Source organism: Pseudofrankia asymbiotica (assembly GCF_001983105.1).
GTDB classification, from domain to species: domain Bacteria; phylum Actinomycetota; class Actinomycetes; order Frankiales; family Frankiaceae; genus Pseudofrankia; species Pseudofrankia asymbiotica.
The window spans coordinates 133,301-158,332 of record NZ_MOMC01000003.1 but is presented as its reverse complement, the minus strand read 5'-3'; the positions used below and the strand labels follow the sequence as shown (position 1 = coordinate 158,332).

Annotated in this window: 18 protein-coding genes; 15 read left to right on the top strand and 3 right to left on the bottom strand. The window is 71.9% G+C overall.

Annotation, left to right across the window (positions count from 1 at the left end; all coding sequences use genetic code 11):
* The first annotated feature begins 770 nt into the window (after positions 1-770).
* A complete protein-coding gene (locus tag BL253_RS01370) occupies positions 771-1,781 on the top strand; it encodes an acyl-CoA desaturase (RefSeq protein WP_076812676.1) in 1,011 nt (336 codons plus the stop codon).
* A gap of 68 nt (positions 1,782-1,849) precedes the next feature.
* Positions 1,850-3,676, top strand: coding sequence for an ABC-F family ATP-binding cassette domain-containing protein (locus tag BL253_RS01365; protein ID WP_076812673.1), 1,827 nt, complete (start codon positions 1,850-1,852; stop codon positions 3,674-3,676).
* On the opposite strand, the gene BL253_RS01360 is transcribed toward BL253_RS01365, so the two are convergent.
* A complete protein-coding gene (locus BL253_RS01360) occupies positions 3,673-4,704 on the bottom strand; it encodes a 4-(cytidine 5'-diphospho)-2-C-methyl-D-erythritol kinase (protein WP_076812670.1) in 1,032 nt (343 codons plus the stop codon). The two genes, BL253_RS01365 and BL253_RS01360, sit on opposite strands and share 4 nt — an antisense overlap.
* A 366-nt stretch (positions 4,705-5,070) precedes the next feature.
* Between BL253_RS01360 and BL253_RS01355 the strand changes: the two genes are divergently transcribed.
* Both BL253_RS01355 and pth read left to right on the top strand, forming a co-directional pair.
* Positions 5,071-5,700 (top strand): 50S ribosomal protein L25/general stress protein Ctc, encoded by a 630-nt coding sequence (locus tag BL253_RS01355; protein ID WP_076812669.1) that lies wholly within the window; start codon positions 5,071-5,073, stop codon positions 5,698-5,700.
* Between the two features lie 127 nt (positions 5,701-5,827).
* Positions 5,828-6,415, top strand: a complete 588-nt coding sequence (pth, locus tag BL253_RS01350) for an aminoacyl-tRNA hydrolase (RefSeq protein ID WP_076812667.1) — start codon at positions 5,828-5,830, stop codon at positions 6,413-6,415.
* Between the two features lie 47 nt (positions 6,416-6,462).
* Here pth and BL253_RS01345 read toward each other — a convergent pair whose 3' ends face one another.
* Positions 6,463-7,692 carry a glycosyltransferase family 4 protein gene (locus tag BL253_RS01345; RefSeq protein WP_076812763.1) on the bottom strand — a complete coding sequence of 410 codons (1,230 nt, stop codon included), beginning with the start codon at positions 7,690-7,692 and terminating at the stop codon, positions 6,463-6,465.
* A 274-nt stretch (positions 7,693-7,966) separates the two neighbouring features.
* Here BL253_RS01345 and BL253_RS01340 point away from each other — a divergent pair, with 274 nt between their 5' ends.
* The 11 genes from BL253_RS01340 (at position 7,967) to BL253_RS01290 (ending at position 22,591) form a co-directional block, all read left to right on the top strand.
* The gene (locus BL253_RS01340) at positions 7,967-9,370 is read left to right on the top strand and encodes a glycosyltransferase family 2 protein (RefSeq protein ID WP_076812664.1); all 1,404 of its coding nucleotides are present in this window, start codon (positions 7,967-7,969) and stop codon (positions 9,368-9,370) included.
* A 255-nt stretch (positions 9,371-9,625) separates the two neighbouring features.
* Positions 9,626-10,522 (top strand): glycosyltransferase family 2 protein, encoded by an 897-nt coding sequence (locus BL253_RS01335; protein ID WP_076812760.1) that lies wholly within the window; start codon positions 9,626-9,628, stop codon positions 10,520-10,522.
* Positions 10,523-10,843: 321 nt separating this feature from the next.
* A complete protein-coding gene (locus tag BL253_RS01330) occupies positions 10,844-12,265 on the top strand; it encodes a S8 family serine peptidase (RefSeq protein WP_081437890.1) in 1,422 nt (473 codons plus the stop codon).
* Positions 12,266-12,305: 40 nt separating this feature from the next.
* Positions 12,306-13,664, top strand: coding sequence for a tyrosine--tRNA ligase (tyrS, locus tag BL253_RS01325; RefSeq protein ID WP_241834406.1), 1,359 nt, complete (start codon positions 12,306-12,308; stop codon positions 13,662-13,664).
* Positions 13,665-13,946: 282 nt separating this feature from the next.
* A complete protein-coding gene (locus tag BL253_RS01320) occupies positions 13,947-14,972 on the top strand; it encodes an NAD-dependent epimerase/dehydratase family protein (RefSeq protein ID WP_076812661.1) in 1,026 nt (341 codons plus the stop codon).
* A 3-nt stretch (positions 14,973-14,975) separates the two neighbouring features.
* Entirely contained in the window at positions 14,976-15,542 is a 567-nt protein-coding gene (locus BL253_RS01315; protein ID WP_076812659.1) for a dTDP-4-dehydrorhamnose 3,5-epimerase family protein, read from the top strand.
* A gap of 405 nt (positions 15,543-15,947) precedes the next feature.
* Entirely contained in the window at positions 15,948-17,192 is a 1,245-nt protein-coding gene (locus BL253_RS01310) for a class I SAM-dependent methyltransferase (RefSeq protein ID WP_076812656.1), read from the top strand.
* 7 nt (positions 17,193-17,199) lie between these two features.
* Positions 17,200-17,367, top strand: coding sequence for a hypothetical protein (locus BL253_RS42140; RefSeq protein ID WP_158230319.1), 168 nt, complete (start codon positions 17,200-17,202; stop codon positions 17,365-17,367).
* Positions 17,368-18,149: 782 nt separating this feature from the next.
* Entirely contained in the window at positions 18,150-19,880 is a 1,731-nt protein-coding gene (locus tag BL253_RS01300) for an MATE family efflux transporter (protein ID WP_076812650.1), read from the top strand.
* Positions 19,881-19,885: 5 nt separating this feature from the next.
* Positions 19,886-20,791 carry a hypothetical protein gene (locus BL253_RS01295; protein ID WP_076812647.1) on the top strand — a complete coding sequence of 302 codons (906 nt, stop codon included), beginning with the start codon at positions 19,886-19,888 and terminating at the stop codon, positions 20,789-20,791.
* Between the two features lie 264 nt (positions 20,792-21,055).
* On the top strand, positions 21,056-22,591 hold the full coding sequence (locus BL253_RS01290; RefSeq protein WP_076812645.1) for a Wzz/FepE/Etk N-terminal domain-containing protein: 1,536 nt from the start codon (positions 21,056-21,058) through the stop codon (positions 22,589-22,591).
* 477 nt (positions 22,592-23,068) lie between these two features.
* Here the strand turns inward: BL253_RS01290 and BL253_RS01285 are convergent, their stop codons facing one another.
* On the bottom strand, positions 23,069-24,412 hold the full coding sequence (locus tag BL253_RS01285) for a hypothetical protein (RefSeq protein ID WP_076812643.1): 1,344 nt from the start codon (positions 24,410-24,412) through the stop codon (positions 23,069-23,071).
* Between the last annotated feature and the right edge of the window lie 620 nt (positions 24,413-25,032).

Here is a 25,032-nt window from a genome sequence, read left to right as displayed (position 1 = left end):
CGCGATCGGGTGACTCCTGTTCGCAAGCCTGCGGCTTGCTCCCGGGCTCCCACGTGATGTTGCCCCGGGGCCGAGCCCCGGACCCCACGCCAGGGAGGGTTCGCCCCCTGGGCCCCGTCGTGGCTGATGCTGATCCGTGGTTGGTGTTTCTGTTTGCGGGCCTGGCGGCCTTTGCCGTTGGCGGAGCCTGGATCCGTGGTATGGGGGCTTCGCCCCCTTGCCCCCGTTGTGGTTGGGTCTGGTTTTTTTGGGCGGTGGGGGTTGCCGGCCTTTGGTTGACTTTGGCGGCGGTCGTGATGTTGCCTCGGAGTCGAGCGTCTGGTCCGGAGGCTTCGTCTCTGGACCTCCGTTGCGACGGGGCCGTGTTTGGGCGAGGGCTTGTGCTTGTCTGCCTTCTCGGGTCTGGTTGTCGGTGCTTCGGGTGGGGTGGCTTGGGGCTCTGGAGCGAGGTGCTGAGCGCTCCGCGTCTTTAAACGGTGACGTGGGGGCTTGGTTGTCTGGGCTACCTGCGGGTAGGTGTTGACGAGCGCTCCGGTTTCTGGACCGGCAGGCCCCGGTCGGGTGCATGGATCGGGCACAGAACGTCACGATGCGGACGAAACTTTCGGCGAGCGGTAACCGTCTGGCGGACGGGTAGTAAGAGGCCACAGGAGGACCGAAAGAGTTTGCGTCACGGTTGCCGTCGCGGGGGGCGACGCACCCGGGCGACCGTTACCGTGAGGCCAAGAGGACCAGGTGTGTGGACCTCCCGCGACAGACAGGATGCCGCGATGACCGCGACGACCGAGACGGTGCCGCCGACTGACTCCAGCCCACCGGATCGGGAGGACGCGGGCGCCACTCGCAGCGAGCACACCAGTGCTCCGCGGTGGATGGCGAAGGCCCGCACCGAGCAGGTGGTGCTCGCGACGATCATCATCGTGCCGCTCGTGGCGCTGGTCGCGGCCGTCCCGTTGCTCTGGGACCGATGGATCACCTGGCACGACGTGGTCATCGGCGCGGTGATGTACGCCATCAGTGGGCATGGCGTCACGGTGGGCTTCCACCGGTATTTCACCCACCGCGGATTCAAGACCTCCCGGCCCGTCCGTATCGCGCTCGCCGTGTGCGGCAACATGGCCATCGAGGGCCCGGTCATCCGCTGGGTCGCCGACCACCGCCGCCACCACGCCCACAGCGACCAGGAGGGCGACCCGCACTCGCCGTGGCGTTACGGCCCCGGCCCGCGCGCGCTGACCAGGGGACTGTGGCACGCGCACATCGGCTGGCTCTTCGACGTCGAGCAGACCGACCAGCGCCGTTACGCCCCCGACCTGCTCGACGACCGGGACATCGTCCTCGTGAGCCGGACGTTCGCGATCTGCGCGTTTCTGAGCCTGGCGCTGCCCACCCTCGTCGGCGGCCTGTGGGGTGGCTCGTTCGAGGCGGCCCTGCGGGCGTTCTTCTGGGGCGGCCTGGTCCGGGTCGCGCTGCTGCACCACACCACCTGGTCGGTGAACAGCATCTGCCACGTCGCCGGCCGGCACCCGTACAAGTCGCGCGACCGGTCCGGCAACGTCTGGTGGATGTGCCTGGTGTCGATGGGCGAGTCGTGGCACAACCTGCACCACGCCGAGCCGACGTCGGCCCGGCACGGGGTGAAGGTCTGGCAGATCGACTCCAGCTTCTACATCATCAAGGCGATGKAGCTGACCCGCCTGGTCCGCGACGTCCGCTGGCCAACCTCGGAACGCCTCACGAAGATCGCCGCGACCTCGCCGGCGACGGCCCCCTCCAACTGACCGGTTCCGCGCATCGGGCTGGTTCGGGCGCTCACCGCACCGGACCGGCTCGACCATAGGCTGAGAAGGTGGCCCATCTTCTCGGAGCGGAAGCCCTACACCTGGAGTATCCGACGCGGGTCGTCTTCGACTCGGTGACGCTCGGCGTGAACGAGGGCGACCGGATCGGGGTCGTGGGGCGCAACGGCGATGGCAAGTCCAGCCTGCTGGGGATGCTCTCGGGCCAGGTGTCTCCGGACTTGGGACGGGTGACCCGCCGCGGCGGCGTGCGGGTGGGCGTGCTCGACCAGGCCGACACGCTCGACCACGCGTGTTCCGTCGGCCAGACGGTCGTCGGTGACCGGCCGGAGCACGAGTGGGCGGGCGACGCGGGCGTGCGCGACGTCATGGCGGGGCTGATCGCGGACATCCCCTGGGAAGCCAAGGTGGGCGAGCTCTCCGGCGGGCAGCGACGCCGTGTCGCGCTGGCCGTGCTGCTGGTGGGCGAATGGGACGTCATCGTCCTGGACGAGCCGACCAACCATCTTGACGTGGAGGGCATCACCTGGCTCGCCGACCATCTCAGGCGACGCTGGGCCCGCAACACCGGCGGTCTGCTGGTGGTCACGCACGATCGCTGGTTCCTGGACGAGATCTGCACCATGACGTGGGAGGTGCACGACCAGACCGTCGAGCCGTTCGAGGGCGGCTATGCCGCCTACGTGCTTCAGCGCGTCGAGCGGGACCGGCAGGCCGCGGCCAGCGAGGCCAAACGGCAGAACCTGATGCGCAAGGAACTGGCCTGGCTGCGCCGCGGCGCCCCCGCGCGCACGTCCAAGCCGAAGTTCCGCATCGAGGCCGCGAACACGCTCATCGCCGACGTCCCGCCGCCGCGCGACCGGGTGGAGCTCTCCCGCCTGGCGACGGCACGGCTGGGCAGGGACGTCATCGACCTGCTGGACGCGTCGGTCTCCTTCGACGGGCGTCCCGTGCTGCGCGACGTGGAATGGCGCATAGGTCCCGGCGAACGCACCGGCATCCTCGGGGCGAACGGATCGGGCAAGTCGACCCTGCTCGGCCTGATCGCCGGGACCATCACGCCCGGCTCCGGGGTGGTGAAGACCGGCAAGACCGTCCGGGTCGGCGTGCTCGACCAGGAGTTCGGGCAGCTCCGCGAGATCGCCGGTGACCGGGTGCGCGAGGTGCTCGCGCGCACCAGGACGACGTTCGTCATCGATGGCAGGGAACTGACCCCGGCGCAGCTGCTGGAGCGCCTCGGGTTCGCCCGCGAGCACCTGTCGGCCCGGGTCGCGGACCTGTCCGGCGGCCAGCGACGGCGGCTGCACCTGCTGCTGGTGCTGCTGGCTGAGCCGAACGTCCTCCTGCTCGACGAGCCCACGAACGACCTGGACGTCGACATGCTCGCGGCGATGGAGGACGTCCTGGACTCGTGGCCGGGCACGCTCATCGCCGTCTCGCACGACCRGTATTTCCTGGAGCGGGTGACCGACCAGCAGTACGCGATTCTCGGCGGCCGGCTGCGGCACCTGCCCGGCGGCGTGGACGAGTACCTGCGGCTACGGGAGAGCGGTGGGATCCCGGCACAGCCCGCGGCGTCGGCGGCGGCCGCGATCTCGGCCGCAGGGAAGGCCGCCCCGGCCGCGCCGGTGGGGCTGTCCGGCGCCGAGCTGCGCGCCGCGCAGAAGGAGCTCACGGCGGCCGAGCGGCGCCTGGACCGCCTCGCCGGTCAGGTCGCCGCCGCGCACGCGGACCTCGCCGGCCACGATCCGTCGGACTACGACGGCGTCCTGCGCATCACCAGGAAGGTCGGCGAGATGGAGGCGGAGATCGCCGCCCTGGAGGAGCGCTGGCTTGAGCTCTCCGAGCGGACAACGCCGCCCCCACCCGCCGGCTAGGAACGGGCGGCCGGGGGCGGGATGGCGCTCGGCGGCGGCGCAGTGACGATCGTCGCGCCGGCGGCCGGGGCGGTCGCCCGGCGCACGGCGCGCGCGAGACCGCTCGCCTCGAGCCCGGCGGCGAGCAGCGCGCCGTGCTCGGCGTCGCGGGCGAGGAAGGCGCAGGTCGGCCCCGAACCGGAGACCAGCGCGCCGAGCGCGCCGTGCCCGCGGCCAGCGGCCAGCACGTCGCCGAGCGCCGGGCGTAGCCGGATCGCGGGCGCCTGCAGGTCGTTGACCAGCGCCGCCCCAAGCTGGGCCGGGTCCGCGGTGGTCAGCGCGGCGAGCACCGCGTCGGCCGGCGTCGGTTCCGTGCGGCCGTCGTCGATCCGGTCGAACTCGCGGTAGACGGCGGGTGTCGACAGGCCGCCGTCGGCGAGCGCGAAGACCCAGTGGTACTCGCCGGCGCTCGCGACCGGGGAAAGCCGCTCGCCGCGGCCGAGGCCGAGCGCCGTGCCGCCGGTCAGCGGGAACGGGACGTCGCTGCCGAGGCGGGCGGCGAGCCGCGCCAGCGTCCCGGCGGACAGTCCGGCTCCCCACAGCGCGTCGCAGGCGACCAGCGCGGCGGCGGCGTCCGCGCTGCCGCCGGCCATCCCCGCCGCGACCGGGATGCCCTTCGCCAGCGCCAGATGGATCCGTGCGCCGCGGATGCCGGCGGCCTCGGCGACGAGCAGCGCCGCACGGACCGCCAGGTTGTCGGCGTCGGTGGGCACCACCGACACGTCGTCGGCCGCGCCGGCGCCGCCCGGCGCGGCGGTTCCCTCGCCGGCGATCTCGACGGTCGCGGCGACGGCCGGCGTGCCCTCGGCCGCGGCCGAGGCCTCTTCAGGGCCGCGGGCCTCACCCGGGGCGCCGGGCGGCGTGGACACCGTCAGCTCGTCGTACAGCGAGACGGCCTGCAGGGCGGTGATGACCTCGTGGTACCCGTCGGCGCGGCGCGGCCCGACCCCGAGATGCAGGTTGACCTTGGCCGGCGCGCGGACGGTCACAGCGGCACCGGCTCGCGCGAGTCCGGTGGGTCCGGGGGACAGCTCGGTGGACAGCGGGGGCTCCTTCCGAGAGGCCTGCCTTCCCCGCAGAACCTATCCGGCGCTGACCGCGCCGGGGCGGCGCGCCGGGCCGGGTGAAATCTCTCGGCATCGCCGACGGTGTTGTGGGGAGGGGACAGACGGGAGGTAGACACGCGTCGGGTACTGTGAAGAGCCGCGATCCTGATGACGACGGCGGCGTCTGAGTCTGGMTCTGCTTCCAGACAACAGACTCAGACATACAGACGCTCTGCCCATGGCACGAGATCCTGTCGTCGTCCAGGCCCCGCCAGCAGCTGAGCCAGTCGTGAGAGGAAGAGCACCGCCATGTCCGAGGTCCGCATCGTCGCGGAGCCGCGCACCGAATTCGGGAAGGGCGGCGCTCGTCRCACCCGTCGGGCCGGCAAGGTTCCGGCCGTCCTGTACGGTCACGGCCAACCGCCGCGCCACGTCGCGCTGTCCCACCGGGAGCTGCTGCACGCGTTCAAGACCGACGCGGGCACCAACGTCCTGCTCACTCTCGACCTGGGTGATGCCACGGAGCTCGCGCTCCCGAAGGACATCCAGCGTCACCCCATCAGGGGAACCTTCGAGCACGTCGACCTGGTTCTCGTCCGCCGCGGCGAGAAGGTCACGGTCGACGTACCGGTCCTGGTCGTCGGTGACCCCCACCCGGACGCGATCATCGACGTCCAGAACAACACCGTGTCGGTGAGCGCGCCGGCGACCTCGATCCCGGACTCGCTGGAGGTCAGCGTCGCCGGCCTCGAGCCCGGTTCGAGCATCTCCGCCGGTCAGCTCGACCTGCCAGACGGTGTGACCCTGGAGATCGACGCCGAGATGGTCGTCGTGCAGGTGCTGCTCAAGCCGACCGCGGCCCAGCACGACGCGGAGCTCGGCGAGTCCGCGGAGGGCGAGTCGGTCGAGGCTCCCTCGACGGTCATCGCCGCTTCCTAGGCTCGCCCGGGGCTGGGCGGCTGACGCCGCCCAGCCCCGGGCTTACCTGGTCCAAGTCGGTATTACTTGGTACTAAGTTCGTGGGTGCGCTCTGCGCCCCGACGGCGGATAGCGGCGGGCAAAAGGGATGGCGGGCGAGGACGGCGGGGCCTGGCTGGTCGTCGGGCTGGGCAATCCGGGCGCGGAGTACGCCAGCACCCGGCACAACGCCGGCTACCTGGTCGTCGACATGCTCGCCGAGCGGCACGGCGCCCGGCTGCGCTCCCACAAGGCCCGCGCGGACGCCGATCAGATCCGGCTCGGCGGCGAGGCCGTCGTGCTGGCGCGAACCCGGTCGTACATGAACGTCTCCGGGCCGCCGGTCGCCGCGTTGCGCGCGTTCTTCAAGGTCGACCCGGCGCGGCTGATCGTGGTACATGACGAGCTCGACATCCCGTTCGGCGCGGTGCGGCTCAAGCGCGGCGGCGGTGACAACGGGCACAACGGGCTGAAGTCCATCACCTCGTCGCTGGGGACCCGTGACTACCTGCGGGTCCGCTTCGGCATCGGCCGCCCGCCGGGGCGGATGGACCCGGCCGACTTCGTCCTGCGCGACTTCGCCGTGCCCGAGCGCAAGGAAGTGCCGTTCCTGGTGGACCGGGCCGCCGACGCGGTCGAGGCGCTGGTGGGCGAGGGCCTGGAGCCCGCCCAGAACCGCTTCCACCCCCTGGCTTAGGCCCCCCTGGGCTGGCTTGGACCCTGTGCTGGTTTGGACCCCTGGGCTCAGCTCTTTGGCGTCGAAGCCCCGGCATGGGCCGGCAGTTGGTCGCGCATGCGCCGCAGCAGGGCCTCGTGGCCCAGGTTGCGCAGCACGTACGCGCGGCCGGACCGGCCGAGCAGCCGCGCCCGTTCAGGGTCGGCCAGCAGGAGACAGACCGCGTCGACGAACGACGCCGGCTCGTCGGCGACGGACAGATGGGTGCCGGCCTCCCAGCTCAGTCCCCGGCTGCSCGTCCGGGTGCTCACCACCGGCGTGCCGAGAGYCATCGCCGCGACGGCCTTGATGTTCACCCCGGAACCGGACCGCATCGGGTTCACGGACACCGTCGCTCCCGAGACGTACTCATCGGTGCTCGGAACGTCGGTATAGAGCTCGACGCCGGCGATCCCGCCCAGCCAGTCCGCGAGCCCAGGCTCCGGCCGGCGGCCCACCACCTGGAACACCGCCTCCGGGTAGCGCGCCCGAATGGCGGCCCAGCAGTTGTCGACGAACCAGTGCAACGCCTCGATGTTCGGTGGCGTGTCGAGCGAGCCGACGAACACCAGCGTCGCGGGCGCCCGTCGGGGCGCGTCCGCTTCGGCGGCGGYGGACACGCCACCCGGGGTCAGCACGTCGAGCGGCATGAACGGCGGCAGGTGGAATGTCGCCACGCTGGCCCGCTCGCTGCGCCACAGGTGGTCCTCGATCGAGATGTCGCCGATCGCCGTCACCAGTGGCGAGTGGTACAGCGTCCGCTCGGCCAGCTGGAGCTTGCGGTACTCCATCTCATAGGCGGCGGCGCGTGGGCCGGACGAGCTGCGCGCCAAGGCCTTGAAGAACTCCGACTCGATGTTGTGCGCCCGCACGAGGTGCGGGAGGCGCCAGATCCGGGCGATCTCCTCGCCGAGATGCGACCCTCGGTAGCTGTAGCTGATCACAGCTTCCGCTCGGGGCGGAGTGGCCTGGAGTGCCTTGCGCAGCGGCCCGACCGGCCGGGAGGCGTACATGTACGGCTGCGCCCGCAGGTGCGCCAACGGGCTGGGGTCCCGCGGCAGCCGGATGACGGCGGCACCGGGGACGGCGGCCTCGTAGGCCTCGACGTCGAGCTCGTCTCGGGTCGGAACCAGCAGCTGCATGCGGATACCCGCGTTCGAGGCCGCGGTCAGAAAGCCGAAGGTCTCGACCCGGCCACCCGCGTCGGCTGGCAGGAACGGCTCCTCGACGACCACGATCCAGCGTTCGGCGTCGCTCACGGCGCTCACTGTAGCCCGCGGGCCGGTGGTACCCGCCAGCCCCATCCTCCTCGGTCTGTTGTCTTTTGGGAGTGTTCTAGATGGCCGCTTGTAGGTGGGGCGCGGGCGAGCTGGGTGAAGTGTCATGATCTCGCCGTTTGCCGAGGGTCGCGCAGGCGGTTGTCGGGCCGTGGTGACCGGCGTGAGTGTCACGAAACACATCTGTCCGTATGCGGCGCGACGCGCGACGCCCCCATCGATCCCTGGTAACCCAAGGCAGCTACGGTTACTTGTCATGGCAGGAGTGCGGGCCCTCGGCCGTGGCGCCACCGTCGCCCTTCTCGGGGTGACCACCCTCTATGGTCACGTTCTGTATCCGGTCTATATCGGGCTGAAAAGCCGGGGCCTTACCCCGGTGACGCCGACGGATCCGGACGAATGGCCATCGGTGAGTGTCGTCGTCGCGGCCTACCGAGAGGCCGCGGTCATCGGCACCAAGCTCGACGAGCTGCTGGCCGCCGACTACCCCGGCCCGATGGAGATCATCGTAGTCGCCGACGACGAGGACACCGCGACCGCCGCGCGCCGCGCCGGGGTGCGGGTCCTCTCCTCCGGCGAGCGGCTGGGCAAGGCGCGCGCCGTCAACCGCGGCGTCTCGGCGGCCACCAACGACATCGTGCTGCTCACCGACGCCAACGCGTCGCTCGCGCCCGGGGCGATGCGCGCCGGCATGCGGCACTTCGGCGACCCGACCGTGGGCGCCGTCGCCGGCGAGAAGCAGGTCGACGACCCGCAGGGAGCGCAGGGCTTCTACTGGAAGTTCGAGTCCTGGCTCAAGCGCTGTGAGTCGGCGACGGGCGCGACGATCGGGGTCGTCGGCGAGTTCCTGGCGTTCCGCCGGGAGGCGTTCCGTCAGCTGCCAGGGGACACCGCGGTCGACGACGCCTGGCTCGCCCTGGATGTCCTCGAGAGCGGCCTGCGGGTGATCTACGAGCCCGAGGCCTACTCGATCGAGACGTCGAGCCCGACGTACGCCGAGGAATGGGAGCGGCGGACGCGGATCGTCGCCGGCAACCTCGACATGATGTGGCGGCGGCGCGCGGCCATGACGCCGGGCGCGCTGCTGGTCACCCCGCAGCTGTGGGGGCACCGGGTGGTGCGCTCGTCGTTCGGCCCGATGGCGCACGTCGCGCTGGTCGCGATGAGCGTGCCAGCGGCGCGGCACAGCTGGGCCGCGCGGCTTTTCCTCGCTGGCAACCTCGTCGGCGCGGGCAGCGCCGGGGCGCTCGCGGTGGGCAGGACGCCACCGGGCCCGACGAGGCTCGCCGCGCAGGTGTTCTTCCTGCAGGCGGTGGCGCTGGGCGGGGTGCGCCGCTTCCTGGCGCACGACCGGCCGGCAGTCTGGCCGAAGCCGGAGCGGCTGGCACCGGCGGCGACACCGGCCCTGACCACGCCGGGCGAACGGCCCGCGCCGGGAGGCGGCGCCGCGCCCGCCGCTCGAGGCGCCCTCGACGCTGGCGAGCCGGTCATCGGCCCCGAGGCGGCGGCGACGGGTCCGATCCTCCTGCCGCCGGGCTTCGGATCCGGCCGGATCTACGACCCCAAGGCGATAGAACAGGACGAATACGGGGATGGCTTTGGTTCCACGCAGTCTCAGCAGTCTCAGGGACAGGCACGGACCTACGGGCCGGCGCAGTAGGCCGGTGGCGGGACAGGCGGCCAGAAGGCGCACTAGGGAGTTGTGACGGTGACCGACCAGTGGACCACCGCGGGAGATCACGGCGCCGAGGCCGCCGGGGCCGCCGGGGCCAGACCAGCGGCGGCGAGGTACCAGGAGACGCCGGGCGATGAGCCGGGCCTGCGGCCGTCATGGGTCAGCGACGACCTGGCGGCCAAGGGCGAGCACGGCCCGGCCGTCGACGGGTTCGCCAAGGCGGCCTGGCAGACTGAGCCCGTGGCCGATCCACGGTGGGCGTACGAGGTCGTCATCGTCAGCTTCCACAGCCGTGGGCAGCTCGAGCAGATGCTCGCCGGCCTCCCCCTGGACATGCCGGTCGTCATCATCGACAACGCCAAGGGCGCCGACCGGGTCCACGAGCTGGTGGCGGACCGGCCGAACGGCCGCTACCTCGACTCCGGCGGTGGCAAGGGCTTCGCCAAGGCCGCCAACATGGGCATCAGGTCGTCGACCTACGAGTACGTCATCCTTGGCAACCCCGACAGCCGGCCGACCGTCGAGATCATCGAGGCGCTGGTGGGTGACCTGCGCGTGGACCCCACCCTGGTCACCAGCGCGGCGACGATGAAGGGGCTCGACGGCAAGCCGGAGCTCGGCAACGGCGGCTGGGAGCCCACCCCACGCAGGGTGCTGCTGCACGTCCTCGGCGCTCACAAGCTCGCGCCGTCGTCGGCGCTGTTCGCGAAGCCCGTCCCCGGCAAGGCGATGGAGCCCGACTGGCTGACCGGCGCCTGCATGGCCGTGCGCCGGCAGACCTTCCTCGACCTGGGTGCCTTCGACGAGACGTTCTACGTCTACAACGAGGACATGGCGCTCGGTCGGGCGATCCGGGAGGCCGGGCTGCACCAGAAGCTGCGCACCGACCTCCTGGTCCCGCACGGCGCCGGCGGGTCCGGCGCGGCCAAGACGTGGATGCTGCAGATGCGTGGCGCGTCGATGATCCGCTACATGCGCAAGCACAACGCCCCGGGCCGGGTGAACGCGATGCGTTCCCTGCTGGTCGCGGGGTACGCCGGCCGGACCATGCTGTCCCGTGCCCGCGGCCGCGACGCGACCGCGCAGGAGCACGCGGCGTACATCAAGGGCCTGCTGGTCGGCCCGCCGAAGCCCTAAGGCCTGGGCGCGGAGCGCCTCGCCTCGCCTCGTCACGTCACGTCACGTCACGTCACGTCACATCACGTCGCGCCTCGTCACGGCGCGGCCCTCGGGCACCGGATCTGGGTGCCGGATCGGCTCCGCCCATCCGGCGGGGACGTCGCTTCCGAGTGTTCGCGTGAGCTCTGATGGCGAAGCTTCGGTGGTCCGTTGCCGGGCGGGATGTCACCTTCCAGACCAGTCGTCTCCTGAGTGCCCGCGTTGTGGAAAACTGCCGGAATCCAGGAGGTGTCCGCGGCTCGCGGTGCGCCGTCGCCGCTAGCCGAAGGGGGCGCGCCCGTGTCACCCGCGCCCACGTGGCCTCCAGGCCGGCCCCCGGCTCACGCATCTCTCCTCGCGTCCCCCGCGCCAGACGGGCCCTCCCTTGGCGGCCGGTCCCGGCGGGTAGCCCTGCCGGGGCTGCTGGCGGCGGCGCTGGCCGGCGGGCTGCTGCTGGCCCCGGGGCTCGGCGGGGCCGCGCTGGCCTCGCAGCGCGGGGCCGGCCCGTGGTACGTGGCCGCGCTGCGGCTCGACGAGGCGCACCAGATCTCCACCGGTGCCGGCGTCGTGGTGGCCATCATCGACGGCGGCGTCGACCCGACCGTGCCCGCGCTCGCCGGTCAGCTCCTGCCGGGCGCGGGCATCGGTGACGACGCGGCGCCGGACGGGCTGCGCGACGACGATCCGGACGGTCACGGCACCTCAATGGCCGGCATCGTCGCCGCCCGCCCCGTCGGGCCGGACGGCCAGCCGACCGGGTTCGCCGGCGTGGCACCCGACGCGAAGATCCTCCCGATCTCCACCGGCCGCGAGACGGACTCGGACGAGGTGGCCGAGTCGATCCGGCTGGCGGCGGACCGGGGCGCCAAGGTGATCAGCCTCTCGCTCGGTTCCTCCGGCCCCCCAGACTCTGGCGAGCGGACGGCCGTGCGCTACGCCCTCGCGCGCGACGTCGTCGTGGTCGCCGCGGCGGGCAACGTCGAGTCCGACGACCACGACCCGGCCGACCACGCGATCAACTCGCCGGCGAACATCCCCGGCGTCATCGCGGTGACCGGCTCGAACCCGCGCGGCGAGTTCTGGGACGGCTCCGCGAGCGGCCCGCTGGCGGTGCTGGCGGCGCCGGCACCCAGCATCCGCGCGCCGGTCCCGGTGGCGCTGTCCCCGACCGGCGCCCAGACAGCCGACGGGACCAGCAACTCGACCGCGATCGTCGCCGGAGTGGTCGCGCTGGTCAGGGCCGAGCATCCGGAGCTCAACGCGCCGAGCGTGATCGACCTGCTGGTCAGGACCGCGGACGACAACGGCCCGTCGGGGCGTGACGAGTGGTTCGGGTACGGCGTCGTCGACCCGGTGGCCGCGCTGCGCGCGGTGCCGCTCCCCGTCGCCAGCAACCCGCTGCTGGTCACGCCGTCGCCGCCCGAGCCTGGTTCCCTGGATACCGACGAGGACGCTCTGCTGGGCGCTGGTGCCGGCACGGCCGGCGAGGGCCGGACCGGCGCCGCGGAACCCACGCCGCCGGCCCCCGGCGCCCCGGCCGGCGTTCCTCCGGACGTGGCCGCGGCGGGCGGGGAGACGGCTCCCGGAGTCCTGGCCTGGGTGGGCGGCCTCGCCGCCGCGGTGCTCGCCGGCATCGCGGCCGGCATCGCCGCCTTCGTGGCCAGAACGGCGTCGCGCCGCCGCGGGGCGCCGGTCCCGCCCGGCGGGCCGGCCTGGCCCTGACGCGGTGATCTTGCCGGTGGTGGCTCGGTAGCATGGGGGAATGACGAGCGCGCTGGATGGCCAAAAGGCGTGCGAAAATGCTTCTTCTTCGCACGTCCGGCGGCCGTCGTCCCCAGGATCACTACTGGATGAGCTGTCCTGGCGTGGGCTGATCCACGACAGCACCGATCCCGCTGAGCTGCGGGAACATCTCGACAGCGGTGCGCGACGCGTCTACATCGGCTTCGACCCGACGGCGCCGTCGCTGACGATCGGCAACCTGTTGCCGATGACGCTGCTGATCCGGGCCGCGCGGGCCGGCGTGGCGCCGGTGGTGCTCTTCGGCGGCGGTACCGGCCTCATCGGTGACCCGTCCGGGAAATCCGTCGAACGCACACTGCTGTCCGCCGAGGACGTCGCCGCGAACGTGGCGCTTCATCAGGAGCTGATGCGCGAAATCTTCGCGCGCGCCCTCGAGCCGGAGCAGATGCCGCAGTTCGTCGACAACGCGGCCTGGCTCGGCCGGCTCGGCATGGTCGAGTTCCTGCGGGACGTCGGCAAGCACTTCCCGGTCGGCGAGATGACCAGGCGGGACACGGTCCGCCGCCGGCTGGAGGACCCGAACGTCGGCCTGTCCTACACCGAGTTCAGCTACGCGCTGCTACAGGCGTACGACTTCCGCCGGCTGTGCGAGGACCACGGGGTCACGCTGCAGATGGGCGCGTCCGACCAGTGGGGCAACATCGTGGCCGGCATCGACTACGTGCGCCGCGTGCTGCGTACCCCGGTGTACGGCGTCACCTGCCCGCTGCTGCTGCGTTCTGACGGCACCAAGTTCGGCAAGTCCGAGCAGGGCGCGGTCTGGATCTCCGGCGACCGCACGTCGCCGTACACGTTCTACCAGTTTGTGATCAATCTCTCGGACGAGGACGCCCGCCGGTTCGCGCTGTTCTTCTCGCTCACCGAGCGGGAGCCGCTGGAGAAGCTGTTCGCCCAGCACGCGGAGACCCCCGCGCGCCGGGCGCTGCAGCGTCACCTGGCCCGCGAGATGACGACGCTGGTGCATGGCGAGGCGGCGATGGAGGCGGCCGAGGCGGCCTCGGAGGCGCTGTTCCGGGGCGACGTGCGCGCCATCGGCGCGGAGATGCTCGATGACGTGTTCGCCGACGTGCCCAGCGTCACCGAGCCGGCTTCCAGGCTCGAGGGTGACGGCTGGCCGGTCGTCGACCTGCTGATCGCCGTCGGTCTCGCGAGCAGCAAGCGAGACGCTCGCGAGCACGTGGGTAACGGCGCCGTCCTCCTCAACGGCACCAAGGTGACCGACAGCGCGGCGACGGTCGTCACGACCGACCTGCTGCACGGCTCGGTGATCCTCGTCCGCCGCGGCCGCCGCGAGTGGCGCGTGGTCCGGTTCTCCTGAGCCGAGCGGCGTGGGACACGGGCGGCTGTCGGTGCCCGCGCAGCGTGATGGCCTCGCGACCTGTGCCCCGTTTCGGGGCGGCGGTCGCGATGGCCGGGCCGGTGGTCGGTACCGTTCTGAGCGGAGCATCGGCCCTGCCCTGAGCCAGCGGCGCGCGACCGCGATGGTGCGTGTCCGGGCATCCGGTCGATGGGAAAAGCGGACCAGAGGGCCGTGGTCACCCGGCCGCGCGGCTGGCGGGTCACGAGCCGCGGCGCCCTGGAGTAGCGGGAGGACTCGCGCATGAAGGTGCTCGTCACGGGCACGGAGGGATACCTCGGCAACCTGCTGGCGCCCGAGCTGCTTCGCGCCGGCCACGACGTCATCGGTGTCGACACCGGCTACTACAAGTACGGCTGGCTCTACCGGGGCACCGACCGGACCGCGCTCACCCTGGACAAGGACCTGCGCAGCCTCACCGTCGACGACTTCGCCGGGGTGGACGCGGTCGTGCACATGGCCGAGCTGTCCAACGACCCGCTCGGCGCGCTGGCGCCCGACGTCACCTACAAGGTGAACCACCAGGGCTCGGTGCGCCTGGCGACGCTGGCCAAGCAGGCCGGCGTCGAGCGCTTCGTGTACATGTCCTCGTGCAGCGTCTACGGCGTCGCCACCGGCGAGGACGTCACCGAGAAGTCCGAGGTGAACCCGCAGACGCCGTACGCCGAGTGCAAGGTGCTGGTCGAGCGCGACGTCACCCCGCTGGCGGACGACACCTTCTCGCCGACCTTCCTACGCAACGCCACCGCCTACGGCGCCTCGCCGCGGATGCGGTTCGACATCGTGCTGAACAACCTCTCCGRTSTCGCCTGGACGACAGGCGAGATCGCGATGACCTCCGACGGCACCCCGTGGCGGCCGCTGGTCCACGGCCTGGACATCGCCAAGGCGATCAGGTGCGTGCTCGACGCCCCGCGCGACGCCGTGCACAACGCGGTCTTCAACGTGGRCGACAGCTCGCAGAACTACCAGGTCAGGGAGATCGCCGACGCCGTGGCGACGGTGTTCACCGGCTGCAAGCTCAGCTTCGGTGACAGCGGCGGGGACAACCGCAGCTACCGGGTGAACTTCGACAAGATCCATGACCAGCTGCCCGGCTTCTCGTGCGACTGGAACGCGCTGCGCGGCGCCCAGCAGCTGCATGACGTGTTCTCGAGGATCGACCTCGACGAGGCGACGTTCACCGGCCGCGGCCACACCCGGCTCAAGCAGCTGCAGTACCTCATCGCCACCAAGCAGCTCGACGCCGACCTCTTCTGGACCTACTAAATCATGATCATTACGCCGACTGAGATCGACGGGGTGTTCGTCGTCGACGTCGAGGCGTTCACCGACGAACGCGGCCTGTTCGCCCGGACGTTCTGCCGGGATGAGTTCGCCGCCGCCGGGCTCGCGGTCGACGTCGCCCAGTGCAGCGTCGCCTACAACCGGCGCGCCGGTACGGTCCGTGGCATGCACTGGGCTGGCGAGCCGGTGCGCGAGACGAAGCTGGTCCGGGTGACCAGGGGCGCGCTGCTCGATGTGATTGTCGACACCCGGCCGGGCTCGCCGACCTGGCTGCGCCATGTCGCCGTTGAGCTGACGGCGGACAACCGGCGCGCGCTGTTCATCGACGCGGGCCTCGCGCACGGTTACCAGACCCTGACGGACGACACCGAGGCCACGTACCAGATGAACGTGCCGTTCCAGCCAGGGCACGACCGGGGTCTGCGACACGACGATCCCGCGCTCGGCATCGACTGGCCGCTGCCCGTCGCCGTGATCTCGGACAAGGACCGCGCGTGGCCCTTGCTGACGGGTGACGCCACCCAGCCGGGAGTGGGCGTCGGGCGGGCGTAGGCGCCTCGTCGCGGCTCGCGCCGGGCGATTCGACCGCGTGCCCCGGCATGTGCCTTCCCAGGCCAGCGCGAGGCGGGCGATACCATGACGGCGCGAGCGGGTCCAGACCACACGCGTGGCTGATGTGCATGGCTGGCTGCCTGTGCCCGTCAGTTAGCGGGATCGTCACATCTGTCTGGTCGGATATCTGGCAGGTGCGTCGCCCCGCTCACCGGGCATGGGGACCATAAGGCTCACACACCAGCTCCGGCTGGCGTCGAGCCGCACGACGACGAGCAGCGAGACCGTATGTCCGGCCCGGCCACCGGGCCGGATCCACAAGGCAGGGGAACGCATGGCAGGGGAAGCGGCCACGGCCGAAGGTTGTGCGATCATGACTCTCCGTCGCGCGACCGGAGGCCCCCGATGAGCCTGGCCACCGAGGTGACGTCGTGCCGGTCGTGCGGGGGCGAGCGGCCGAGGCCGTTCCTGTCGCTGGGCGCGACGCCGATCGCCAATCGGCTGGTCCGCGCGGACGCGCTGGACGCCGTCGACCCGAGCTTCCCGCTCGAGGTCGGCTTCTGTGAGAGCTGCGCGCTTGTCCAGCTCACCCATGTGCTGCCGGCCGACCAGATCTTCGACGAGGACTATCCGTACTTCTCGTCGTTCTCCGACATGCTCGTCCGGCACGCCGAGAAGCACGTCATCGACCTGATCGAGAGCCGCAACCTCGGCCCCGACAGCCTGGTGGTCGAGGTCGCGAGCAACGACGGCTACCTGCTCAAGGCGTTCGTCGAGCGTGGAATCCCGGTGCTCGGCGTCGAGCCGACGCCAGGCCCGGCGGCGGCGGCCCGGGAGATCGGCGTGCCGACGCGCGAGGAGTTCTTCGGCGCCGAGCTCGCCCAGCGCCTCGTCGACGAGGGCCTGCGCGCCGATGTGATCATCGCGAACAACGTGATGGCGCACGTGCCGGACCTGAACAGCTTCGTCGAGGGATTCTCGCTCCTGCTCAAGGACGACGGCGTCGTCAGCGTGGAGAACCCCGGCGTGGGCGCACTGCTCGCGCACAACGAGTTCGACACCGTCTACCACGAGCACTTCTGCTACTTCTCGACGATCGCGGTCGAGGCGCTGATGCGCCGCCACGGCCTCGAGCTCGTCGGCGTCACCGAGTTCCCCGAGCTGCACGGCGGGACGCTGCGCTGGCGGATGGGGCGGGCGGGCGCCGCGGCGCCGGACGACTCGGTGGCGCGGGTGCTGGCCGCGGAACGCGCCGCGGGGCTGGACTCGTTCGAGCGCTACGGCAGCTTCGGTGCCGAGGTCAGCGAGCTGCAGGGTGAGCTGCGCGCGCTGCTGACGGACCTGAAGGCGCAGGGCAAGACGATCGCGGCCTACGGCGCCGCCGCGAAGGGCGCCACGCTGCTCAACTCGACCGGCATCAACACCGAGCTGATCGACTTCGTGGTCGACCGCAACGTGCACAAGCAGGGCAAGTACATGCCGGGCGCCCGGCTGCCGATCCTGCCGGCCGAGGCGCTCCAGGAGCGGCAGCCCGACTACCTGCTCCTGCTCGCCTGGAACGTGAAGAACGAGATCATGGCGCAGCAGGCCGAGTACGCGGCGCGCGGCGGCAAGTTCATCGTCCCCGTGCCGCGCCCGGTCGTCCTGTAGGCCACGGATGAGGACGACGAGGCGGGCCGCCGTGTTCGCCGGCCTCGAGGAGCGGCCCGCCGAGGGCCCGTGGCGCTGGCCCGGGGAAGGCCTCCACCCCCGTGGCCAGGCGTCGGCGAAGGCGAAGGCACCCGCGCTCCGGCCGGTTGTCGCCGTGCGCGGTGCCTTCCCGTGACCGACCTGGACATCGAGGACGACCGGGAGCGGTCCCGGCGCCCCCCGCCGGACGACTCCCGGCGGGCCGCTCCCGCGGACCGTCCCCGGACGCCCGAGGCGGAACCGCCAGGAGCGGCGGCGCCCAGGCGCCATGCGGGGCACCGCCCGCCGCCGCCCGCCGGCCCGGTGGAGCCGCCGCCTGCCCGCGGGAACGACGCCCGCGGCGATGATCCGCGCGCCGGCCGGCCCGACCGACCCTCTCGACCAGGCCAGCCACGCCGGCCTGCCCAGGTCGACCCGCCCGAGCCTTCTCCTCCTCGTCACCCCGCCCGCCCGGACCACCCCGCCCGCCCGGACCGTCCGGACCGGACCGGCCGAGCGCGTCCCGACGTACCGGCCGCGACCGAGCGGACCGGCCGGGCGCGTCCAGACGTACCGGCCGTCACTGAGCGGACCGAGGTGATCTCCCGCGGCGACGCGCGGGCGGAGCGTACCCGCGTCCCGCGCCCCGGGGGCGATCACGGTGCCCCGCCACGCCGCGGCGCGCCCACCTCCGCGCCGCCGCCCGCCGAGTCGTTCGTGCCCAGGCCAGCGCGGGGGCCGGGCGGGCGCCCGGGGGAGCCCGGCTCGCCGGCCGGACCGGCCGCGGGACGCCCGCCGTCGGGACCCGCCGCGGGTCGCCCGCGGGACGGTCAGGAGCCTCACCGCCAGCCAGGGGCCAGCAGAGCGCGGGAGGGCGAACAGCCCCGCGCCCGCTCGCGGGAGGACCGCGGCCTGCCGCAGCCCTTCCAGAGCAGCTTCATGAACAGCTTCACCCAGACGATCGACCTCACGGCGCTGCGCCGCCGGCTGGAGGAGCAGGACGCGGCCGGGCGGTCCGACGCCACGGCGCGGCTCTACGGGCGAGGCCGGCCCGGCACTGACGGTGGCCGCGACGCTGACGGCACCCAGTTCCTCTACCGCGACCCGGCCGGGTACCGGCGCCGCCCGCCGGCGGACGACGCGGACGAGCTGGGCCTGCGTGACCTGGACCGTGTCGAGGAGCCGCGCAGGGCGGCGCCCGCGACCTGGGCGCGCGACGGCGAGGCGGCCACCGCGCCCAAGGGCTCGACCCGCGGCCGGGCGCTGTGGACGCTGCTCGACCAGCTCATCTCCAGTGGCACCAACTCGATCCTGATGTTCGTCGTGGCGCGGGAGGTGGTCCCGGCGGAGTTCGGCGCCTTCTCGGTCGCGTTCGCGGTGTTCGCCGTCGTGATCGGCTTCTCCAAGTCCACCGGTGGCCAGCCGCTGAGCATCAGGTACGCCGGCGCCCCGGCGTCGGTGTTCTCGGCCGCCGCCGCGAAGGCCACCGGCTCGGCGCTCGTGCTCGGGGTGGGTGTCGGCCTTGGCTGCGCGGTGGTCGGCACCCTGATGGGCGGCGCGGTCGGCTCGGCGCTGCTGACCCTCGCGGTCGTGCTCCCGGGCCTGCTCGTGCAGGACCTGTGGCGGCAGGTGTTCTTCGCGCAGGGCCGCCCGGCGGCCGCGGCGGCCAACGACGCCGTCTGGGGTGTGGTCCAGATCGCCGGCGTCGCCGTGCTGCTCACCCGGCATGTCGCGCTCGCCTCGCCGATGCTGCTGGCCTGGGGCGCGGCCGCGGCCGTGGCCGCCCTGATAGGTGTGGTGCAGGCCGGGTTCTGGCCGGCGCCGGGCCGCGCCCTGGACTGGGTCCGCGAGCACCGGGACATCAACGGCTACCTGGCGGCCGAGTTCGTCACCGTGCAGGGCGCGCTGAACGCGACCCTGCTGGTGATCGGCGCGATCGGCACGATCGAGCTGGTCGGCGCGCTGCGCGGCGTGCAGACCCTGCTCGGCCCGACGACGATCTTCGCGATCGGCATCGTCAGCTGGGCGATTCCCGAGTTCGCCCAACGCAAGGACATGACGGCCGCCGCCCGGCTACGCGCGGCCTACCTGCTGTCGGCGGCCGTGGCGACCCTGGGCATCATCTGGGGCCTCGTCTTCCTCGTCTTCGGCCAGATCAAATTCGGCGGGACACCGCTCGGCGAGCATCTGCTCGGCGACACCTGGGCCAACACGCACCACCTGCTCGGCCTGTCGATCATCCAGCAGGCGGGCGCCGCGTCCACGGTCGGGGTGAGCTGCATGCTCATCGCCCTGGGCCGCGCCAAGGACACCTTCCGCCTGAACGTCATAATGGCCCCCCAGCTGCTGCTCTACCCGCTCCTCGGGGTGTACCTCGGCGGCGGGACCGGGGCGGTGATCGGCTTCATCGTGGCCAACTGGGTCATGGTGCCGGCCTGGTTCCGGCTGCTCAGACGGGCGGCCAGGGACGCCGAGCGTGAGTGGGACGAGACGAACGCCCCCGGAGATCGAGGGGCCAGAGCCACCGGGACCGGAGGGAACCAGCCGGATCAGGTGAGCGACCGGCTGGAGCACAGTGACCGGCGGGACCGGCGCGGCGAGCGGGACCGGGACCAGCGCTCCGGCCCGGGACGCGGCGCGCCGGCATCGAAGCACCAGAGCGTGGAGTGAGCCACATGCGGCTGTACGTCGTCTGCCGATCGGTCGGTTCTGAGAATGCGAAGAACCGGCCGAGTTTTTACAACAAGACTCTCGCGTTGGCCTCGTTGTTGCGCGCGGTGGAGAATGTCGATATTCCGACCCAGGTGGTCTTCGCGAACGACGGGCCGATCCCGCCGGAACGGCTGGGGATGATGTCGGGCGCGGGCGAGGTGCTGCCGATCAGGTGTGGCAGCAACCGTTCGTCCTATCGGTTCGTGCTTCGCCTGCCCCGCGAGCGCGGCTGGGACCCGAACGATCTCGTCTGGTTCGCCGAGGACGACTACCTCTATGCCGCCGACGCCCTCGCCGGCGTCGTGGCCGCCGCGGGCAAGCTGCCCGAGGCCGACTACTTCACCGTCTACAGCCGGCTGCGGTTCGCTCCCGGCTCGACCCGCCGCCACCCGAGGATCGCGGCCTTCTACCGCGCCGAGGGCGACGACGAGGCCGTCGCGATCGACCGGTCGCGCTGGTACCGGGCCGTCAGCTCCACGAGCACCTTCGGTGCCTGGGTGCACACGGTCGTCGCGGACGAGCGGCTGCTGCGGTCGGCGCCGTTCGTCGGCGGGGCCTTCGACCACGCCACCTGCCTCACCTACCAGGGCTACCGGCCGTTCGGACTGTCGGAACTGGCCGGGGAGCCGCTCGACGACCCGCAGGAGCATCCGGCCGTGAAGCGGCTCGCCCGCCGGGTCGCCCTGACCGGGGTGCGCAGCACGCTCAACGCCGTCGCGCTGGCGCGGCCCGAGCACAGCCGGCGCGTCCTGGTAGCGCCGGACCCGGACCTGGCCACCCACATGGAGCAGGGGCAGCTCGCTCCGGGCACCGACTGGGAGACGGAGGCGCGGTCCGTCGAGGAGTGGATGCACGCCACGTTGAAGTAGGCCGGCGTCCACGCGCGAACTCCCGGGGATTGACGGGGCGTTGCCGCCCTGGCGATTTGTGCCCCGGCTGGCTGGGCTATGCTCACATTCCGGGCCTCAAGGTCTAGAGAACTGCCGTCGTGAGGTGTTCGTCGTCGTGGAGGTACCCCACAGCCGTGAGGTATCTGCCGTCGTGAGGTGCCAGAGCGCGCCAATGTGGAGCCTCTCGGTGGCTCCCTCGGGATCGCGGAACTCGACCGCGTCAAGTGGAAGTGAGGCGGAGCGGTGAGCTCAGCTGGTTCTCAGACGGGTGACGGCGGGAACGCGCCGGCGTTGTCACTGCTGCGGGTCCTAGGGCGCCGCTGGTTCCACATCGTGATCGCCGTGGTCGTCGCGGGGGCGCTGGGCCTGATCTCCAGCATGGCGGTCACACCGACCTACAAGTCGACCGGCCGGATCTTCCTCTCTACCAACGTGACCGACTCGGGCAGCAACATCGACCTCAGCCGGGTGGTGCAGACGCAGGCGGAGCTGGCCACGTCGACGCAGGCGGAGAAGGAGGTCGCGACGCTGCTGAAACAGACTCCCGGCTACGTCTCCGCGCACGTCTCCGCGCTCCCCGCCGACTCCGGCTACTACTTCACGATCACTGCCCTAGCCGACAGCCAGGTCCGGGCCGACAGACTGGTCAGCACCACCAGAGACGTCTACAAGACCCAGGTGCTGAAGTACAACGGCGGTGACMAGGCGACCGTCGACGCGCTCCAGAAGGCATGGAGCGACGCACGGACGCAGCTCTTGGCCAGCAGCTCGCAAAGCCCGAACTACACCATTCTCAGCACCACGGTGGACGGGTTGGCCAAGAAGCTTACCGACGCGAAGGTGGCACAGGCCGTCGCGGCGTCCCCCGTCGGGTTCGCCGAGGACCCGCAGGAGGCGGGCCAGATCGCGCCCAAGCCGTTCACCAGCGTCCTGATCGCCGCGCTGATCGGGCTCTTCGTCGCCGTCGCCGTCATCTGGGTTCGCTACCTGCGCCGGCCCACCGTGCTGGACGGCCGGGCGGCGGCCGACTCCCTCGGCGCCCCGCTGATCGTCGGCGGTTCCGGGGTCACGCCGAGCATCGACACGATCGTCTCCGCGATGGCGGCGGTGCTCTCGCCCACGGTCAAGGTCGTGGCCCTTACCCCGGCGGCCACCGGGGACCTGACCGCCGAGACGGTCGCCGGCGTCGCCGCCAGCTGGTCCGACGACCAGGGGGTCGTGCTCGTCCTGGACGCCTCGCCCAGCTCCGAGGTCCGCGCCATGCTGGAGCGGCTGCCGCGGGCGACCTCCGGGGAACTGCCCCGGTGGGCGCACGAGCCGACCTGCCTCGCCCGTTCCTCCGGCAGCGGCCGTGGCCACGTCCTCTACAACCGCGTCTCGCCGTCGCGGGCGTCCCGGCCGGGCGGGCTCGCGCCGATCCTCGCCGACCGCGCCCCGGTGGTGGACCTGGTGCTGCTGCTGACGCCGCCGCTGACGGACCTGCCGATGACCGCCGCGTCGGCGCTCCAGGCCGACGCCGTCGTCGTCATCACCTCGCCGGTCACCCGTACCGACGAGCTCGCGTCGGTCCCGCGGGACTGGCCGGCGCTCGCCGAGCGGATCGTCGGCATCATCCACGCTGAGAGGGGCGGCTTTCGGCCCTCGTCGATAGCGTCGGAGGCCCGAGGCGGCGGTCGCCTGACCGTCGGCGGCGCCATGGACCGGGATCTCGTCGATGGCGGTGGCGATCCCGAGGCCACCGACCGCTACGCCCGCCCCGGCGGCGGCAGCAAGTACTAGGAACCAGGACCCGGGTCCAAGCCCGGCTCCGGAGGACGAGACGTCCTCTGGAGCCGGGCTTTTCTTTCGTGTCAGGGTCCCGTCAGGGTCCTGGGACGGCCATGTGGTGACGGCACCTGTAGCGAGGCTGGCCACTGGCCACGGGCCACGGGCTCGGGTGCGACGGCCGAGGCCGGGCTCGAGGACGCGCGAGCCACGGAAACGCGGACGTGCGTTCGTTCCGCGGCGCCCCGGCATCGGCCATGCGCTTCAGCCCGTCTGACCGCCGGGCCCGGGGCCTGGGGCTCGGGGCCGCGGGGGGGCATGCCTGCGGACCACGCGGACTGTGCGGCCCCGCGGAGTCTCGCTGGCTGTCCCTTCCGCCCACATCTCTTTCGCGGGGGCTGCCCGCGAAGACGAGTGAGCCCCTTCAGGCCAGGGCCTGAAGGGGCTCAAGGGCCGCGCCGCGTGGGCGGGGGCCAGCCGGAGGAACGCGCGTCAGTGCTGCTCGGCGAAGCTCCGCTGCGTGGGGATCACGGCTCGTCGATAGGCGGGTTTGCGGGCCACCAGCGGATGCAGGTCCTCGCAGAACCAGCTCAGCAGCAGGAGGACGAGGTAGCCGACGACCGGGCTGAGCAGGCTGCTCGACAGCACGAAGTAGAAGAACATCAGGGCACCGGACATGACGAACGACGGCGAGCCACGGACGAACGCGGTGAGGAGGAAGATGAGGAAGGCGATGCCGCCGATCAGCCCGTACTCGAGGATCAGCTTGGGCACGAGCGCGTAGTTCAGCGGCAGCCCGGTCCTGGAGAAGAAGGCGGCCGAGTCACGGTCGGACCAGCCGGGCCCATGGCCCACCAGAGCCTTGCCCGCATGCTGGGAGAGATCGTCCCATGTCCGGGTGTACGGCTGGACGAACCTGAGGCTGCCGCTGGACTGGCTGGAGGAGGTCTCGGTGGCCCGGGAGGCGAAGATGTCGGCGGCCGGCGTGAAGGACAGCACCCCGACGATCACCCCCACGATGGCCAGCGCCGTGACGGTGAACCTGACGCCCTTGTGGACCGCGAGCAGCACGCCGGCCACCCCGAGGAGCAGGACGCCGGTACCCGACACGGTGGTGAGGATGGCCAGCAGGTACAGCGGGTACCGCCACCAGCGCATCTTGCGCAGCACTCCGACGACGAGGCCMATGGCCAGGAACTGCGAGGTGTACGACGCCTCCAGCCCGAGGAAGGCGTTCGACTTGTAGAGCGTGGAGCCGTACTGCACGGGATACGAGGTGTTGAAGTCCTGCGCCAGGAACTGCGACGGCACGATGTCGGCGAGGATGTCCGAGTACTGCCAGCCGGCCAGCTGGAGCCCGAACTGCAGCAGCGCGAGGCCGGCGAACACGGAGGTCATGATGACGAACCGGTCGAGCAGCCGGGGCAGGAGTACCTTGCTGTGCGCGCGTGACAGTCCCAGGCAGAACGGCAGGTAGACGACCACCAGAAGCAACAGCGAGTTCAACGAGACGTTGTCCTCGCCACGTGCGAACGCGAAGAACGCGACGGTGCAGCAGGCCGCCATGGCGATCAGGTAGGCCCGGGTGCGAACCAGGTGAACGCGCAGGCCGCCTCGGGCCACCAGCAGCAGCACGCCGAACAGGACTATCGGCAGCACCACGGAGACGCCGGTTCCCCCGACGGGGATCGAGATCCGCTGCAGGAAAAGCTCGCAGAACATCAGGATCGTCAGGACGCGGAGAGTCGCCCGGTCCGCCTCGGCCTCGCGCTGCGCCGCGTCGGGAGTCGGGATCACCCAGGTCCGCGGGATCCGGGTGGTCAGCGTCGTCACCATGTCCGRCCGTCTCCTGTCGACCCTGCGCGGTCTGCCACTACCACTCCATCGCTTGCGGCCGCCGCGCGGCCGGCTCGGTGCTGGCCGCTGCCGCGGCGTCTACGTTGCGGCCGCGTCCACGGCTGTCGGGCGACTTACGGTGCGCTGAGTGGGCGTTTCGGCCCATACGGTGGCGCCCAGGCTACTGCCCGGACAGACATCACAAATACGAGCATCGACGCCATCAAGCAGTTCACTCTATGCCGTCTTGGCCCGTGGCCCGGCGGCGGGGGCGCCGCCCACAACGGATGCGCTCCGTTGGGAACCGAGTGGTGGGCGGGCATCGTCAGGTCTGGGTGATAGATAGGTACCCAGGTCAGCAAGGCTTACGTAAGGTAAGGGTTGCCGGTGGCCTGGCGTCCTTGTGATGCCCGGCTCGTCGGCGTGGAAGTCGCGACGCGTCCTGGGGGCTGCCGAGCGGCATTGCCGTCGTGAAGGGGTAACGCGTGGGCGAGCGCCATGACACAGGTCAGGCGTCGGGGGGGCGGTCCGCGGCGGTCGCGGCGGTCGCGGCCAGCGAGAGACCGCCCGCTGGCGGGGCCGGGCGCCGTCGGGCGCGTGGTCGGACCCTCAGGGCGGGG